Below are 16,584 nucleotides of genomic sequence, written 5' to 3'. Positions count from 1 at the left end.
GCCGTGAGATTATTTGAGTATGGTAAATTTGGCAAATTTCAACAGGAGATGTTTCTGTCCCACATGGTCGAAATCGACCGTGATTTTGCGATTGTCGCCTTCGCCCGAGATGGCCGAGACTTGCCCTTCGCCGAAACGGTCGTGACGAATGCGCACCCCCACGGCCAAGCCGTCGGGGTCGCCGGCCGCGCTTGTCGCCGACGGAGCGACCGATGGTGCGGCCGAAGTCTCGATGCGCACCCACTTCGACGCAGCCGGCGGTGACGATGGCGTCATCGTCACGGTGGGGTTTGTGGGTCGGGAGTCGGCAGCGGCGTATGACGGTGTGACGCGCGAAGAGGCATATCCGTATTCACGGGTCGACGAACTGTGGGCTGCGCCATCGGGCAGAATGAGATAGGCCGGATCGATGTCGCGGATAAACCGGCTGGGAGGCGATGCCGTAGGCTTGCCGTTGCGGTAACGCGAGGCGGCATAGGAGAGCAGGCAGGTCTCTTCGGCCCGCGTGATGGCCACATAGAGCAGGCGGCGTTCCTCTTCGAGCTCACGGGCAGTGCCCATCGCCATGGCGGCCGGGAACAACTCCTCTTCGAGGCCGACGACAAAGACATGTCGGAACTCCAAACCCTTGGAGGCATGCACGGTCATCAACGTCACCCGATTGTCGTCGCCCGAATCGTCACTATCCTGGTCGGTTGCCAGCGACACTTCGGCCAGGAAGTCGGTAAGAGAGGCCGACTCACGCCCCTCTTCACGCCGGGAGGAGCAAAAATCCTGTATGCCGTTGAGGAGCTCTTGCACATTTTCCTGACGGCTCACGTTCTCGGGCGAATGGTCGGCATAGATATCGGCCATGATTCCCGAACGACGCACCACGGCATCGGCCAGGTCATAGGCTGTGGAGGTCTCGTTGAGCGCCACGAAAGAGCGTATCAGCTCGGCAAAAGCCATCAACTTGTTCTGTGTCGAGGCATTCACGGCAAGAGCATACTCTACGGGGCGGCTCACGACGTCCCACAACGACACCGCGTGCGTCTCGGCACAAGCCATGATTTTTGCCACCGTGGTATTGCCTATGCCTCGGGCCGGATAGTTGATGACCCGTTTGAGAGCCTCCTCGTCGGCCGGATTCACCGTCAGGCGGAAATAGGCCACGACATCTTTTATCTCCTTGCGTTGGTAGAACGACTGGCCACCGTAGATGCGGTAAGGGATATTCCGCTTGCGCAACGCCTCCTCGAAGATGCGCGACTGGGAATTGGTGCGATAAAGTATGGCAAAGTCGGAGTAATCCGATGCCGTAGCCACCCGCATCGTGGCAATGCGGTTGGCGATGAGGTAGCCCTCCTCGAAGTCGGAATAGGCGCTGAGAACGGGTATCTTGGTCCCGACGGCGTTGTGCGAAAAAATATGTTTGGGTATCTGCTCCTTGTTCTTGGCGATGAGGCTGTTGGCAGCGGCGACAATCGTCTGGGTGGAGCGATAGTTCTGTTCGAGCTTGAAGATTCTGAAATCGGGATACTCCTTTTGCAGATTGAGAATGTTGCTGATGTTGGCCCCGCGAAAAGAGTAGATGCTCTGCGCATCGTCACCCACGACACAGAGGTGGTGATGACTCTTCACCAACTGGTTGACAATAAGGTGCTGGGCAAAGTTGGTATCTTGGTACTCGTCGACCAGGACATATCCGAACTGGTTCTGATAAAATTCCAGCACGTCGGGATTGTCGCGGAAAAGGATATTGGTATAGAGCAACAGGTCGTCGAAGTCCATGGCGCCGGCCCGGGCACAACGGTTCCAATAGGTCTTGTAGATGTCGCGAATGAGCGGGCGTTTCGATCGCACGTCGGCCTCATACAAGGCGGCGTTGGCAGCATAAGCCGAGGGGGTCACCAGCGCATTCTTGGCATTGGAGATAATGGCCTGCACGGTCGATGGCTTGTATATTTTATCATCGAGCATCATCTCCTTGATGATGGTCTTGATGAGGCTGCGGGAGTCGGCCTGGTCATATATCGTGAAATCGCGATTGAAGCCGATGCGCTCGGCATGGGTGCGCAGAATGCGGGAAAATATCGAGTGAAAGGTGCCCATCCACAACCGGGCGGCGGTAGCTCCGCCTACGACGGAGGCAATGCGCTCCTTCATCTCACGAGCCGCCTTGTTGGTAAACGTGAGGGCCAATATCTGATAAGGGCTGTAATTGCCCGAAGCCAACAAATAGGCTATTTTGTAGGTCAGCACACGGGTCTTGCCCGACCCTGCACCGGCAATGACCAACGAGGGGCCGTCGTTGTAAAGGACCGCTTCGCGCTGCTGGTCGTTGAGTTCCTGCAAAAAATTTTCTTCCACGCCTCTGTCTTTCGTTTGTTTCCCGACAAAGGTAAGGAGAATGGGCGAAAAAAACTATTCCGGCCGAGAACTTTCTTCTTCTCCGGGAGTTTTATCCATTGAAAAGTTTTTCCCGGAAAAAATGAATCTCCTGCGAACTTTTTCATGCCGAGTGATGTTTTACTCATGAAGCAAGACAAACAGAGATTTAAGGTATAGTGGCGCGTGAGCGTAGCTTCTCTAGCACTTAATAAGCATAATGTGATGAATTCAGAGTCGGGAGTCTGCGCGAGCAGATTCCCGATTCGCCTTTTATCCCCCCACGCCGGCCGAACCGGAAACAAATGCCGTCGCAGAAAAGAGCGGTGGCAAAAGATATTTCCCGATTTCAATTTCTCTACAAAATTTATTCGTTACATTTGTATGAACCGGTGTGTCGGCTTGTTGCGTCCCGCACGCCAATCACCCCTGACAACTACACGATTATGAAGATATTGATTATCGAAGACGAACCTTCCCTGCGCGAAATCATGACACGCGCCCTGCGGGAAGAAGGGTATGTGGTAGAATGCGCACCGACCTATTTCGAGGCCGATGCAAAAATTGCCGGATACAGCTACGACTGCATCTTGCTCGACATCATGCTGCCCGACGGTAACGGATTGAAACTGCTCGAACAACTGAAAGCCTTGCGCAAGCGCGACAACGTGATTATCATTTCGGCCCGCGACTCCCTCGACGACAAAATTCTCGGGCTCGAACTCGGTGCCGACGATTACCTGCCGAAACCATTCCACACGGCCGAGCTCAAAGCCCGTATCAAGAGCGTCGTGCGCCGCAGCCGCAACGATGGCCGTCTCGAAATAACCTTGGGCAACGTCGTGCTCGACCCCGAGAGTTGCCGCGTGAGAATCGACGGGAAAGAAGTGGAACTCTTGAAGAAAGAGTTCGACATATTGCGATTCTTCATGCAACGGCCCAACCATGTGGTAGACAAGTCGATTCTCGCCGAAGCCGTGTGGGGCGACCACGCCGACCAGGCCGACAACTTCCACTTCGTCTACGCCCAGATGAAAAACCTCCGCCGCAAACTCTCGGAAGCAGGTGCCGACATCGAAATAAAATCGGTCTACGGATTCGGCTACAAACTCACGCCCCCCGAAACAGCATAAACTCCCCTTCCCCGCCATGAAACTAATCTACCGCGTCGCACTGCGACTTTCGATTTTCCTGCTTCCCCTGATGGCCTTATGGGCCGTACTGTTTTATATCACGATGGTCGACGAAATCAACGACGAAGCCGACGACACTCTCGAAGACTACTCCGAGATGATTATCATACGCATGCTGGCCGGCCGAGAACTTCCGCCACTCAACAGCGGGTCGAACAACAGCTACTCGATTGTGCCCGTCGATGAATTTTATGTCGACACCCACCCCCGCATCAACTATTACGACGCCGAAGTGTATATTCCCGAAAAGGAAGAGACCGAACCGGCACGCATTCTCACGACCATTTTCCAAGATGCCGGCGGGAACTATTACGAACTGAAAGTGGCCACGCCCACTTTTGAAAAAGAAGATTTGCTCCGTGCCATTTTTTTCTGGGTCGTAATTCTCTATCTGTTGCTGCTCACCACCACGCTTATACTTACGATGTGGGTCTTCCATCGCAGTATGCGACCCTTGTATGAACTCTTGCAATGGCTCGACCACTACCGGCCGGGACAGAAAAACAGCCGGGTCCCCAACAATACCCGAATCAAGGAATTTTCGAAACTCAATACCGCAGCGCAGGAGGCCGTAGACCGGGTCGAAAATGTCGTCGAGCAACAGAAACAATTCATCGGCAACGCCTCGCATGAGTTGCAGACCCCGCTCGCCGTTCTCGGTTCTCGCATCGAATGGATGCTCGACAAAACCGAACCCAACGAGATGCAAGCCGAAGAATTGCTCAAAATGCAACGTTCGCTCAGCCACATCGTGCGCCTGAACAAGACGCTGCTACTGCTCACCAAAATCGAAAACGGGCAATTTCCCGAAAGCCGCCCCATTGCTTTGGGCTCTTTCATCGAAGAGCAAGCCGAACTATATAATGAGATATATGCCGACCGCGGACTTTCCTGCGAAACGGACATTCAGGAAGATTTCACGGTGGAAATGAATGAATCACTGGCATCGACACTCACCAACAACCTGTTGAAGAACGCCTTCGTGCACTCCGAGCCCGGCAGCAAAATCGCCATCATCGTACGGCCGCGCAAACTCTCGGTCAGCAACGACGGGTCCCAACCGCTCGACGCCGACCGCATCTTCGACCGTTTCTTCCAAGGGGAAAAGAAAGAAGGATCGACCGGCCTCGGTCTCGCGCTTGTAAAGGCAGTCTGCAAATATTACCATCTGGGACTCGAATACCGATTCGACAACGGCCGCCACTGTTTTTCGGTAACTTGGCCATAAACCGAAAAAAAAATTTCGATTTTTTCTCGAAAAAGTCGATTATTTCAAATTCATTTCAAAATCGGGTTAGACATTTGTATCAGAAAACAACAAGAACACATGTCCAACCTCTTAAAACCAACCATTATGAAAAAGTTAATGATTCTTGCCGCCATCTTGTTCTCTTTGGGTACAATCACCGCCAAAGCCGACAACGACCGCATGATTACCGTCAACCAACTGCCGCAAAATGCACAGACCTTCATCAAGCAACACTTCCCCAATGAAAAAGTGGCCTACGCCAAATACGAACGGGAATTCCTCGAAAGCACCTATGAAGTGGTCTTCACCAGCAGCGCAAAAATCGAATTCTACAAAAACGGCGACTGGAAAGAAATCGATTGCAAGTACAGCACCGTTCCCGCCGCCATCGTTCCTGCCCAGATTGCCTCCTATGTAAAACAAAACTGGCCCGAAGCCTCGATTGTGAAAATAGACCGCGACAAACGCGACTATGAAGTGAAACTGACCAACCGTCTCGAACTGACGTTCGACCTCAACTTCAACCTTATCGAAATCGACGACTAACCACCACCTAATCCCCCAAGCCATGAAACCCCTCCTTTACATCACCTTTGCCCTCTGCACCTTGCCGATACTTTGCAGTTGCGACAAGGAAGAGAACGGCCAACTCACCACCGACGAAGCAAGAAACACGCTGAAAAGCATGTATCCATCGGCCAAAAGCATCTCCTGGGAGATAAAAAACGGCTACATTGTTGCCGACTTCAATGCCCCCTCATCGGGGAGAGAGGTTGAACACTCAGCCTGGTTCGACCGCAGCGGACGATGGTACATGACCGAGACCGACATACCCTTCTCGTCTTTGCCCGAAGCCGTAAAAACGGCCTATCAACAAAGTGCTTATGCCGAATGGGTGGTCGATGACGTCGACATGATAGAACGGGAAAACTACGAGACCCTCTATGTCATCGAAGCCGAGAGCCGCTCCGCGGGAAACGACACCGATGTCGACCTCTACTATTCGGCCGACGGTATCCTCATCAAGGCACTGACCGATGCCGACAATGACAACGACTACGGCGACCTCATCACGTCATCGCTCAACGAGAGCCTCAGAGCCTTTATCGAAAACCGCTACCCGGGAGCCCGCATTCTCGAAATCGATGTCGAAAGCCGACGGACCGAGGTCGAAATCATCGACGGGAATGTGTGTCGCGAAGTGATATTCGACACCTCGAACGTGTGGATACGCACCGAGACCGAAACGACGTTGCGAAATATCCCCGCAACCGTGCAACAAGCCCTCGACAATTCAATATACGCCGGCTATCTCATCGATGACGTTTACCACATCGAAACCGAAAGTGGGGAGCATTACCTCTTCGAACTCGAAAACAACGGTCGTGAAATAAATGTCGGCATCGATATGCGAGGAAACATTCTTTGAGTATCGCATCTCATTCACCGCAAAGAGACCCGCCAATCGTGGCGGGTCTCTTTTTCCTGCATACCGTCAGCGCGGGAAAAAGAGCGACAACTTGTTTTTTGGGAACACGGATTGGGGGTTTCAAAACAAAAAGCATTATCTTTGAAAGATTTAATTTTACTCCGACATGAAAAAATGGATTGCACTGGGCGTTGTCGCCGTATTGGCATTGACGCTGATTCTCAGTTGTCCCTCGACCGAAGACCACCGCGAGGCGATGAAAGAGATACTCAAAGAGTCGCTCAACCAAAGCGACAACCTGCTCATCTCGATGCTGGGCGGCTATGTGCTCGATGCCGTGGCCGACGAGGTGGTATCGGGCAAAAATTTCTTCTTCGCTTCGGCCGGATACATCGAGTACGAAGGGGAGAAACAGTTGGCCAGCATCGGCTTGCTGGGGCATGTGTTTGTACTCTTCGACCAGGAAGACATCGATAAACTGCTCGAAGAGTTGTAACCTCATGGAAGGAGGAAAAATCATCGACGTGTATCGCGGCGACTTGTGGGAATGCCAACTGCTCGAATCGATACTGCTCGATGCCGGTATCGACTGCTTCCCACGCAACAACGCACACACCCCTTACGGCCCCATAACCTCGAAGGAGGCCGCCGTCATCGTGATGACAAAACAAGAATACGAAACCCGCGCCGATGCCTTATTGCAAAAACACGGATACATCAAATAATCCCTTGCCCCTATACCGGCAACGCCGTTTCCCTGTCGGAGAAACGGCGTTGCTATTTTTACAGAATCCGTCCGGTGTAGCTTACTCCATGAGTTTGCGATAACGGGGACGATGCGGCTCAACGTCGCCGAGACGCTTGCGCTTGTTCTCTTCGTATTCGGTATAGGAACCCTCGAAGAAGAAAACCTCGGAATTCCCTTCGAAAGCCAGAATGTGGGTGCAGATGCGGTCGAGGAACCAACGGTCGTGCGATACGACGACGGCACAGCCGGCGAAGTTTTCAAGACCCTCTTCCAGGGCACGCAGGGTATTGACGTCGATATCGTTGGTCGGCTCGTCGAGCAACAGCACATTCCCTTCTTCTTTGAGCGCCAGGGCCAGATGCAGGCGGTTGCGCTCTCCGCCCGAAAGGACGCCGCACTTCTTTTCCTGGTCGGCTCCGGTGAAGTTGAACCGCGAGAGATAAGCGCGGGCATTCATCTCTCGACCGCCCATGCGGAAGGTTTCCTGGCCGCCCGAAACGACCTGGTAGACCGACTTCTCGGGGTCGATGGCCTTGTGGGTCTGGTCGACATAGGCAATCTTCACGGTCTCGCCCACCTCGAAAGTTCCTTTGTCGGCCTTCTCCTGTCCCATGATGAGGCGGAAGAGGGTAGTTTTCCCGGCACCGTTGGGACCTATCACGCCGACAATGCCGTTGGGGGGCAACATGAAATTGAGGTTGTCGAAGAGAAGTTTGTCGCCATAGGCTTTGGCCACGCCTTTGGCCTCGATGACTTTGTTGCCCAATCGCGGGCCGTTGGGAATATAGATTTCGAGTTTTTCCTCACGCGCCTTCTGGTCTTCGTTCAAGAGTTTGTCGTAGGAATTGAGACGAGCCTTTCCTTTGGCCTGACGGGCCTTGGGAGCCATGCGCACCCACTCCAATTCGCGTTCGAGTGTTTTGCGACGCTTGCTGGCCTGTTTCTCTTCCATCTCCATGCGTTTGGTCTTCTGTTCGAGCCACGAGGTGTAGTTGCCCTTCCAGGGAATACCCTCTCCGCGATCGAGTTCGAGAATCCAGCCGGCCACATGGTCGAGGAAGTATCGGTCGTGGGTGATGGCGATGACCGTCCCGGCGTATTGCTGCAAGTGCTGTTCGAGCCAATCGATCGACTCGGCATCGAGGTGGTTGGTGGGCTCGTCGAGCAGCAAGATGTCGGGTTGCTGCAAGAGCAGGCGGCAAAGGGCCACGCGGCGGCGTTCGCCACCGGAGAGGAATTTGATTTGCTGCTCTTCGGGCGGACAGCGCAAGGCGTCCATGGCCCGTTCGAGCTTGTTGTCGATGTTCCAGGCATCCCAGGCGTCGATTTTGTCTTGAAGCTCGGCCTGACGCGCCATGAGGGCGTCCATCTTATCGGGGTCGTCGAGCACTTCGGGGTCGCCGAATTTCATGTTCACCGCTTCATACTCGGCCAAGAGGTCGAGCACAGGCTGTACGCCTTCTTGCACCACCTCCTTGACGGTTTTCTCGGGGTCGAGTTTCGGGTCTTGTTCGAGATAGCCCACACTGTAACCGGGAGAGAAAACGACTTCGCCCTGATAGGAGTTGTCGAGACCGGCGATGATTTTGAGCAAAGTCGACTTTCCGGCTCCGTTGAGACCGATGATACCTATTTTTGCTCCGTAAAAGAACGAGAGGTAGATGTCTTTCAATACCTGTTTCTGAGGGGGATAGATTTTGCTTACCCCCACCATCGAGAAGATAATTTTCTTGTCGTCTGCCATAAATGTGGTTCTTGTTTCGTATCGGAGTTTTCAGCGTTTGGAGCTGACAGCTTTGGTGCGATAGTCGCAATAGGCTTTTCCCCGAATGATGTTATTGAGTTTCGATTTGATGAGTTGCTTGCGAATCGGCGAGAGATAGTCGATGAAGAGTTTGCCGTCGAGATGGTCATACTCGTGCTGGATAACGCGGGCCACATAGCCTTCAAAGACTTCGGTATGCTCGACAAAGTTCTCGTCGCAATAGCGTATGGAGAGTTTTTCCTGACGCACGACCGGCTCATGGATTCCGGGCAGGCTCAGGCAACCTTCTTCGCGGGAGATGGTCTCGCCTTCGGTGGCTATGATGTGGGCATTGATCATCGCCTTGCGGTAGTTCTTGTATTCGGGCCATGTATCGGACAGGGGGTCGAGGTTGATGACCAGCACCCGTATGTCGAGGCCGATTTGCGGAGCGGCCAGTCCTACACCTTCGGCACTGTCCATCGTCTCGAACATGTCGTCGACAAGTTTTTTCAGGCCGGGATAATCGGGCGTGATGTCGGTGGCAACCTTACGCAACACCGGCTGCCCGTAGAGGTAAATAGGTAATATCATAATTTGTCTTTAAAAGATTTACTTTCCATATAATCTTGCAAGATTATGGTCGCACTGATTTCATCGACCAAAGCCTTGTCGCGACGAGCCTTCTGCTTCAATCCGCCGTCGATCATGGCCCGATGCGCCAATGCCGAAGTGAAGCGCTCGTCGAAAAACTCGATGGGCATCTCGGGCAGGGCCTTGTGCAACTTGGCCACGAAAGGCTTGATGTAAGTCATGCTTTCCGACGGCGTGTTGTCGAGCCGCCGAGGCAACCCCACGACAATGCGCTCGACCGGCTCCCGCCGCACATAATCGAGAATAAACGATAATGCTTCGTGGGTTGCTACCGTACATAATCCGTTAGCAATCAACTGCAAGGTATCGGTGACAGCTATGCCCGTGCGCTTGCGTCCGAAATCTATCGACATGATGCGAGCCATAATGAGGGACAAAGATAAGAATTTTTGCAACAACCTTGTATTCTGAGGGTCGGGAATATGGTTTATCGCCGAAAACCAAAGACTTCGACAATCGGTCAAGAAACAAAAAAGACAGTAACAGTATCAAAAATTTCAGCCACCGAACTACCAGCATCTTATATCTTTGCAGCGTAAAAACATTTTGCCATGAAAAAATACTACATCTTCCTGTATTTGTGCATGCTATCGTTGTCGATTCCTACTTGGGGAACGGCACAAGTGGCACAGACCGAGAAACTCGGACGTGGTGTCGTAGCTGTGAACATGTCGACGAGCGAAGGCCAGAAAAAGGCCGGCATCTTCCTCAGCTGGCGTTTCCTCGACACCGATGACAAAACCACCGCATTCAACGTCTATCGTGACGGGACGCTCCTTACCCCCACTCCTCTCACCACGGTGACCAACTTCACCGATACCGAGGGCACCACCTCTTCGAAATACGTTGTCGAGACACTGGTCAACGGACAAGTTGCCGAGAGCAACACGGTCGAAGAGATTTGGCCCACCATCTACAAGGAGATACCCCTCGACCGTCCTGCTGCCGGAGTAACGCCACCTTATACCTGTACCCGCAACAAAGAAACCGTAAGTTTCCCCAACGGTGAAAACTACACCTACTCTCCCAACGATTGCAGCGCCGGTGATGTCGACGGCGACGGCGAATATGAAATCATCGTGAAGTGGGACCCCTCGAACTCACAAGACAACTCCATAGCCGGTTACACAGGTAATGTAATCCTCGATTGCTATAAACTCGACGGGACCAAACTGTGGCGCATCGATTTGGGTCAAAATATCCGCGCCGGAGCCCACTATACCCAATTCATGGTCTATGACCTCGACGGTGACGGCAAGGCCGAGGTAGCCTGCAAGACAGCCCCCGGCACCATCGACGGAACAGGCAAACATGTGCTCATGGGCAACGACGACCCCGGCAAAGACTATCGCAACTCGTCGGGATATATCCTTTCAGGCCCGGAATACCTCACCGTGTTCAACGGTGAAACGGGAGCCGAAATGGCTACCGTCTCTTACAACCCTCCCCGCGGAAGCGTAAGCTCGTGGGGCGACAGTTACGGCAACCGGGTAGACCGTTTCCTGGCCTGCATCGCTTACCTCGACGGCATTCACCCGAGCCTCGTCATGTGCCGCGGATATTACACCCGCGCCGTACTCGTAGCTTATGACTTCGACGGCACCAACCTCACCCAACGCTGGATACACGACTCGGCGACCAACGGAAAAGGTGCCTACGGACAGGGCAACCACAACCTCTCGGTGGGTGATGTCGATGACGACGGGTACGACGAAATCGTCTACGGTGCTTGTGCCATCGACCACGACGGAACATTGATGTACCGCACCGGCATGGGTCACGGTGACGCCATACACCTCTCCGACCTCGACCCCGACCTCGACGGGCTCGAGCTGTTTACCCCTCACGAAGACAAATCGGCACAATACGGCTTTGACATTCACGAAGCCGGAACGGGTAAAATCATCTACGGCGAATATACCGGCAGCGACGTGGGCCGTGGCATCGCCGCCGACATCGACCCGACCAGCCGCGGTTTTGAATTTTGGTCGACGGCCAACGGCAACATCTACGATTGCCACGGTAACGTACTTTATACCAAAAACCGTCCCTCGGCCAACTTCCGCATTTACTGGGACGGCGACTTGCAAGACGAACTTCTCGACGGCGACCGCATCGACAAATGGGACGCCGCCACGGGAAAAGCCAACCGCATCTTCACGCTTTATAACTACGCCGGCGCATCGTCGTGCAACAGCACCAAAAAGACCCCTTGCCTGCAAGCCGACCTCTTCGGCGACTGGCGCGAAGAGGTAATTCTGTGGAATAGCTCGACCAGCTCGTCACTGGTCGTATTCACCACGACATACGCCTCGGACTACCGCATGGTGACCCCGATGCAGGATCACGTTTACCGCATGGGTGTTGCCTGGCAGAACGTGGCCTACAACCAACCTCCCCACCTGGGCTATTACATCGGCGACGGTACCGACCCGACAGCTGCCCGCCTCTCTAAAATCGGAGAAGGAAATCTGGTACAGAATGTCGAAATTGAAGAACCGATTGCCGAAATTCAATACATGTGGTTCAATGCCGAGAACGTAGCTGTCGAAGGCAACCTGCCCTCGGGCGTTACAGCCAGCATCGACAAAGAGAAATCGACCATAACCATCAGCGGCATACCCGAAGAGATTGGAGAATTCAAATACGCCATCACCACACAAGGCGGTACCACCGACATCTCACTGCCGGGAACCATCACGGTACGCGCAGCCGAAGTCCTCACCGAAGTAGCCAATTTCCATTTCGACGAGACCACCGGCACGACAGCCAAAAACGAAATCTCGGGCGAAGCCTCAGCCAGCAACCTCAACCCTGCATGGGTAAGCGGCGTATCGGGCAATGCCATCTCGTTCGAAGGCCAAAGCGGTTACATGGTACAGCCTCACTACGATGCCCTCTCGATGAGCAAAGGCTCCTTCTCCATCGCCTTGTGGTTCAAGTCGGCGGGAGCCAGCGGCATCGACTGGTACCTCTTCCACAAAGGAAGCCACACGGCCGGCGCTGTTGCCACGGCTACCGGTAAATGGATTGGTATCCAATACAAGAACAACAACCTCACCTTCGGTATCGACGATAACACCACCAAGACCAACCTCGACGTACCGGCTTCGGACTACTTCGACAACAACTGGCACTTCCTTACCTGCGTGCGCGACTCGGCCAACAAAGTCATCACCATGTATATCGACGGTGCGCTTGTCGGAACCAAAGATGATGCCACGGGCGACATCTTCGAAACCGAAGACATGGTCATCGGCAACTGCAACGTCAACTTCAACACGCCGTTCCAAGGCGCCATCGACGAACTGGTCATCTACACCGGAGCCCTGAGCGCACCCAAAGTGAAGAGACTCTATGAAGAGCAACGTCCTACCGGCATCGACGAAACGACCGTCATGAGTGTTACCGAACGTATCAACGTCTTCCCGACCGTCTTCAACGACGAAGTGACCGTCACCCTCAACGGCGTATCGAACGAAGTGGTAGAATTTACCCTCTATGGAGCCAGCGGTTCGGTTGTCTACAACCGCAGCCTCCTCATCGAAGGTGCAACACCGCTCAACATCAGTGGTCTCAACGAGTTGCCGCAAGGCTACTACACACTGACCATCACCACCTCGGAGGGAACCTTCTCGCGCAAACTCATCAAAGAATAATTCCACGCTTCCTGAAACTCAAAGCTCTGCCCCCAACGGGCAGAGCTTTTTTATTTTTTCATAACGGTTGTAAAACAGAAAAAACATTATCTTTGCCCATAACTACCGCGAAAGTCCTTACAAAAAAGAATTGCCCTTCCCGGCCGGGAAAAACACAAAGGTAGTTTCGACACCGTTTTCTTGCCCCATCGAGAAAACCTGTCGAATATGAAAGATTGTTTATCCATCACACTATACATCAAACATAAAACTCTGTATTCATGAAAAAAACACGATTGAGGATAAAAATCCTTCTCTCTTTCCTTTTGATGGCGGCATGGCAACCCATCGGCGCGCAAATGCCTCAACAGGAAGTTCTTAATCGCGGTGTCGTGGCCGTGAAGACCAGTAGCGGAGTGTTTGTCAGCTGGCGTTACCTCGGGACCGACAGTCCCTCGGCCGCTTTCAACATCTATCGCGATGGCGAAAAGCTCAACAGCGAACCCATCACTACATCGACCAATTATGTCGACGCCGGCGGTACGCTCTCCTCGACCTATGTCGTAAAGCGGGTCGATTATGGCAGTGAGACCGACGCATCGGAAGAAACCGGCGTATGGGACACTTTCTATAAAAAAATAAAACTGCAACATCCGCCCTCGGGTGTCACACCACCTTATACCGTGACCAATAGTGGCAATGAAGAGAATTATCCCAACGGCCAATTCTATTCTTACACCCCCAATGATTGTAGCGCAGGCGATGTCGATGGAGACGGTGAATATGAAATCATTGTCAAATGGGATCCCAGCAACTCACGGGATAATTCATTCTACGGCTACACCGGCGAAGTATATCTCGATTGCTACAAAATGGACGGCACGCAACTGTGGCGCATCAACCTGGGTCGGAATATCCGCGCAGGGGCCCACTATACCCAATTCATGGTCTATGACCTCGACGGCGACGGGAAAGCCGAAGTGGCTTGTAAAACCGCTCCCGGCACCATCGACGGGCAAGGGAAAGCCGTGCTCATGGGCGACGACACCGAAGACCTCGACTTCCGCAACTCGCGAGGCATGGTCATCACCGGCACAGAATACCTCACGGTCTTCAACGGCGAGACCGGAGCCGAAATAACCTCCGTCTCCTATGACCCTCCGCGCGGAAGTGTGACTTCGTGGGGAGGCGACAGCTATGGCAACCGCTCGGAGCGCTACCTGGCCTGCATCGCCTACCTCGACGGCCTGCGCCCCAGCCTCGTCATGTGCCGCGGTTACTACGAACGTACCGCACTGGCCGCCTACAACTTCGACGGGAAAGAGCTGACCCAACTGTGGCTGCACGACTCCAAATCTCCCGGGCAAGGGGCCTATGGACAAGGGAATCATAACCTTTCGGTGGGCGACGTCGACCAAGATGGTTGCGACGAAATCGTCTACGGGTCTTGTGCCATCGACCAAGACGGCACGTTGCTCTATCGCACGGGACTGGGACATGGCGATGCCATACACCTTACCGATTTTGACCCCGACCTGCCCGGTCTCGAACTTTTTACACCACATGAAGAGTCGACAGCAAAATATGGCATGGACCTCCATCGAGCCGGAACAGGCGAAATCATCTTCGGCCAATATGCCGGTAAAGATGTAGGTCGTGGCGGAGCAGGCGATATCGACCCCAACTACCGCGGTGTCGAGTTTTGGACAAGCGAATGCGGCGTACGCGATTGCAAAGGCAATTCGATAGGTGGCAGCCGGCCGGCCATGAACTTCCGCATATATTGGGACGATGACCTCCAAGACGAATTATATGAAAATACAACCATAACAAAATGGGATCCCGACAGGAAAAAAGCCTCGACTTTGCTCGAACTTTCGGGATATGAATGGACGGCTTCATGCAACAGCACCAAAGCGACCCCATGTCTCCAAGCCGATTTGCTGGGAGACTGGCGGGAAGAAATTATTCTGTGGAGCCGGAACGATTCGGCCTCGTTGGTGATATTTACCACAACCACGCCCACCGAGTACCGCATACCCACCCTTATGCACGACCATGTGTACCGCATGGGCATCGCCTGGCAAAATGTGGCTTATAACCAACCACCCCACCTGAGCTATTACATCGGCGACGGTGAAATAGAGTATGCCCGACTCTCGAAAATAAGCCGTGGCGAACGCGAACAGACAGTAGGCATCTATATGCCCATCGACACCCTCACATTCCGGTGGGACCGTTGCGACGGCGTGGAACTCAACGGCAAGCTTCCGGCCGGCATATCTTCGACATACGACGAAGCCAGCCACACCATATCGTTCTTCGGCACCCCGACCGTAGCCGGGAAATATACCATCGAACTGAGCACCTATGGCAATCCCGTAAACAACCCGTCCGAGACCATTACCTTCGACATAATCGGCGAAGACAAGATAACGACCGTAGCCCAATATCACTTCGATGAAACAGTGGGGACGTCGGCTGCCAACACCGTTTACGGTCAGGCCACAGCCGAGGGGTTCACACCCGGGTGGGGCAACGGCTACATCGGCAACGCCATTGACTGGTCGGCCATCACGGCCGAATCGAGCCGACTCGTACAACCGACATACGCCGAACTCAATACCTTGGCCGACCAATCTTTCACCATCGCCCTGTGGGTGAAAGGCGAGAAAGCCAATCAATGCTTGCTGGACATCGAAGGGGACAATGGCTCATATATCCGCATCGAAGGAGATAATCTGTTACGGTTCACCATATGTGACGGTACAAATGAAAGCCAGCTATCGGTACGCATCATGCCCAACTTGTTCAATAACGACTGGAACCAACTTATCTGCATCAGAGACCGTGAAGAGGGAAAACTCAATTTGTACCTCAACGGCGAACGTCGGGCTCAAACCGATGATAAATGCGGGAATATCGAAATATCGTCCATTACCATCGGCAACCGGGAAGAAAATGGGACATATCTCCCCTTCCGCGGCATGATGGACGAACTCCGCATCTCGACCGGAGCCATGAACGAGCGCCAAGTAAAGGAGTATTACAACGACCCCACCGCCGGAATCAACAACATCGAAGTCGGCAACAACGGCATGAAAGTATATCCCACCCACTTCACCCATGAAGTGCAAATCGACTTCAACGGCGACCTGATTGGTGCAACCACCATCACGCTGTGCAACAATGCCGGTAGTGTCGTATTTGAACGGGAATATCACCTCAACGGGCTGCCGAGACTCATCATCGGAGGTTTCGACGGACTGCCGCAGGGCGCATACATCTTGCGCATCGCCAACGGCAACTCGGTCGAAAGCTACAAACTCTTCAAGCAATAGACAATCCCAGATCCTTCTTTCTGCAAGAATCCCCCGCCCTCACAATCGGGGGATTCTTATTTTCGACCCGCACGGTTCACCAACAAATCGACAAACGGTTCATCATTTTTCCCTCGGTAACATTCACGGCCAGGACAACAAGCCGTATAAAGACTCCGACACGTTACAACCCGAGATATAGAGCGAACTAATTCCACCATTCATGGCATAATATGCCG

The 16,584-nt window shown here is 53.4% G+C and carries 12 protein-coding genes; 8 read left to right on the top strand and 4 right to left on the bottom strand.

From position 1 onward, the window contains the following. Positions 1 to 9: 9 nt before the first annotated feature. Positions 10 to 2,352: a UvrD-helicase domain-containing protein gene (locus IAD09_07705; GenBank protein HIT82104.1), complete on the bottom strand. Its 2,343-nt coding sequence runs from the start codon at positions 2,350 to 2,352 to the stop codon at positions 10 to 12. A 464-nt stretch (positions 2,353 to 2,816) separates the two neighbouring features. Here IAD09_07705 and IAD09_07700 point away from each other — a divergent pair, with 464 nt between their 5' ends. The 6 genes from IAD09_07700 to IAD09_07675 all read left to right on the top strand — a co-directional run bounded on the left by IAD09_07700 (position 2,817) and on the right by IAD09_07675 (position 6,966). After that, on the top strand, positions 2,817 to 3,503 hold the full coding sequence (locus tag IAD09_07700) for a response regulator transcription factor (protein ID HIT82103.1): 687 nt from the start codon (positions 2,817 to 2,819) through the stop codon (positions 3,501 to 3,503). Positions 3,504 to 3,519: 16 nt separating this feature from the next. Then, complete coding sequence (locus tag IAD09_07695; GenBank protein ID HIT82102.1) at positions 3,520 to 4,791, top strand: HAMP domain-containing histidine kinase; 1,272 nt, start codon at positions 3,520 to 3,522, stop codon at positions 4,789 to 4,791. A 126-nt stretch (positions 4,792 to 4,917) separates the two neighbouring features. Next, the gene (locus IAD09_07690) at positions 4,918 to 5,358 is read left to right on the top strand and encodes a PepSY-like domain-containing protein (GenBank protein ID HIT82101.1); all 441 of its coding nucleotides are present in this window, start codon (positions 4,918 to 4,920) and stop codon (positions 5,356 to 5,358) included. Between the two features lie 22 nt (positions 5,359 to 5,380). Next, the gene (locus IAD09_07685) at positions 5,381 to 6,241 is read left to right on the top strand and encodes a PepSY-like domain-containing protein (GenBank protein HIT82100.1); all 861 of its coding nucleotides are present in this window, start codon (positions 5,381 to 5,383) and stop codon (positions 6,239 to 6,241) included. Between the two features lie 166 nt (positions 6,242 to 6,407). Further along, positions 6,408 to 6,737, top strand: a complete 330-nt coding sequence (locus tag IAD09_07680; protein ID HIT82099.1) for a hypothetical protein — start codon at positions 6,408 to 6,410, stop codon at positions 6,735 to 6,737. A 4-nt stretch (positions 6,738 to 6,741) separates the two neighbouring features. Next, on the top strand, positions 6,742 to 6,966 hold the full coding sequence (locus IAD09_07675) for a hypothetical protein (protein HIT82098.1): 225 nt from the start codon (positions 6,742 to 6,744) through the stop codon (positions 6,964 to 6,966). Positions 6,967 to 7,047: 81 nt separating this feature from the next. Here IAD09_07675 and ettA read toward each other — a convergent pair whose 3' ends face one another. The 3 genes from ettA to ruvX are packed head-to-tail and all read right to left on the bottom strand — an operon-like array spanning position 7,048 to position 9,752. Continuing rightward, positions 7,048 to 8,733: an energy-dependent translational throttle protein EttA gene (ettA, locus tag IAD09_07670; protein ID HIT82097.1), complete on the bottom strand. Its 1,686-nt coding sequence runs from the start codon at positions 8,731 to 8,733 to the stop codon at positions 7,048 to 7,050. Between the two features lie 30 nt (positions 8,734 to 8,763). Next, positions 8,764 to 9,327, bottom strand: coding sequence for a peptide deformylase (locus IAD09_07665; GenBank protein HIT82096.1), 564 nt, complete (start codon positions 9,325 to 9,327; stop codon positions 8,764 to 8,766). Continuing rightward, the gene (ruvX, locus tag IAD09_07660) at positions 9,324 to 9,752 is read right to left on the bottom strand and encodes a Holliday junction resolvase RuvX (protein ID HIT82095.1); all 429 of its coding nucleotides are present in this window, start codon (positions 9,750 to 9,752) and stop codon (positions 9,324 to 9,326) included. The genes IAD09_07665 and ruvX overlap by 4 nt, the downstream gene beginning before the upstream one ends. A gap of 186 nt (positions 9,753 to 9,938) precedes the next feature. On the opposite strand from ruvX, the gene IAD09_07655 reads away from it, so the two are divergent. Both IAD09_07655 and IAD09_07650 read left to right on the top strand, forming a co-directional pair. Further along, entirely contained in the window at positions 9,939 to 13,046 is a 3,108-nt protein-coding gene (locus IAD09_07655) for a T9SS type A sorting domain-containing protein (protein ID HIT82094.1), read from the top strand. A gap of 260 nt (positions 13,047 to 13,306) precedes the next feature. Continuing rightward, a complete protein-coding gene (locus IAD09_07650; GenBank protein HIT82093.1) occupies positions 13,307 to 16,366 on the top strand; it encodes a Por secretion system protein in 3,060 nt (1,019 codons plus the stop codon). Positions 16,367 to 16,584: the final 218 nt, after the last annotated feature.

Origin of the sequence: Candidatus Caccoplasma merdavium, assembly GCA_018715595.1 — a bacterium.
Lineage (GTDB): Bacteria > Bacteroidota > Bacteroidia > Bacteroidales > UBA11471 > Caccoplasma > Caccoplasma merdavium.
The sequence above is the reverse complement of the archived record's forward strand: the minus strand, read 5'-3'. Positions and strand labels throughout refer to the sequence as shown.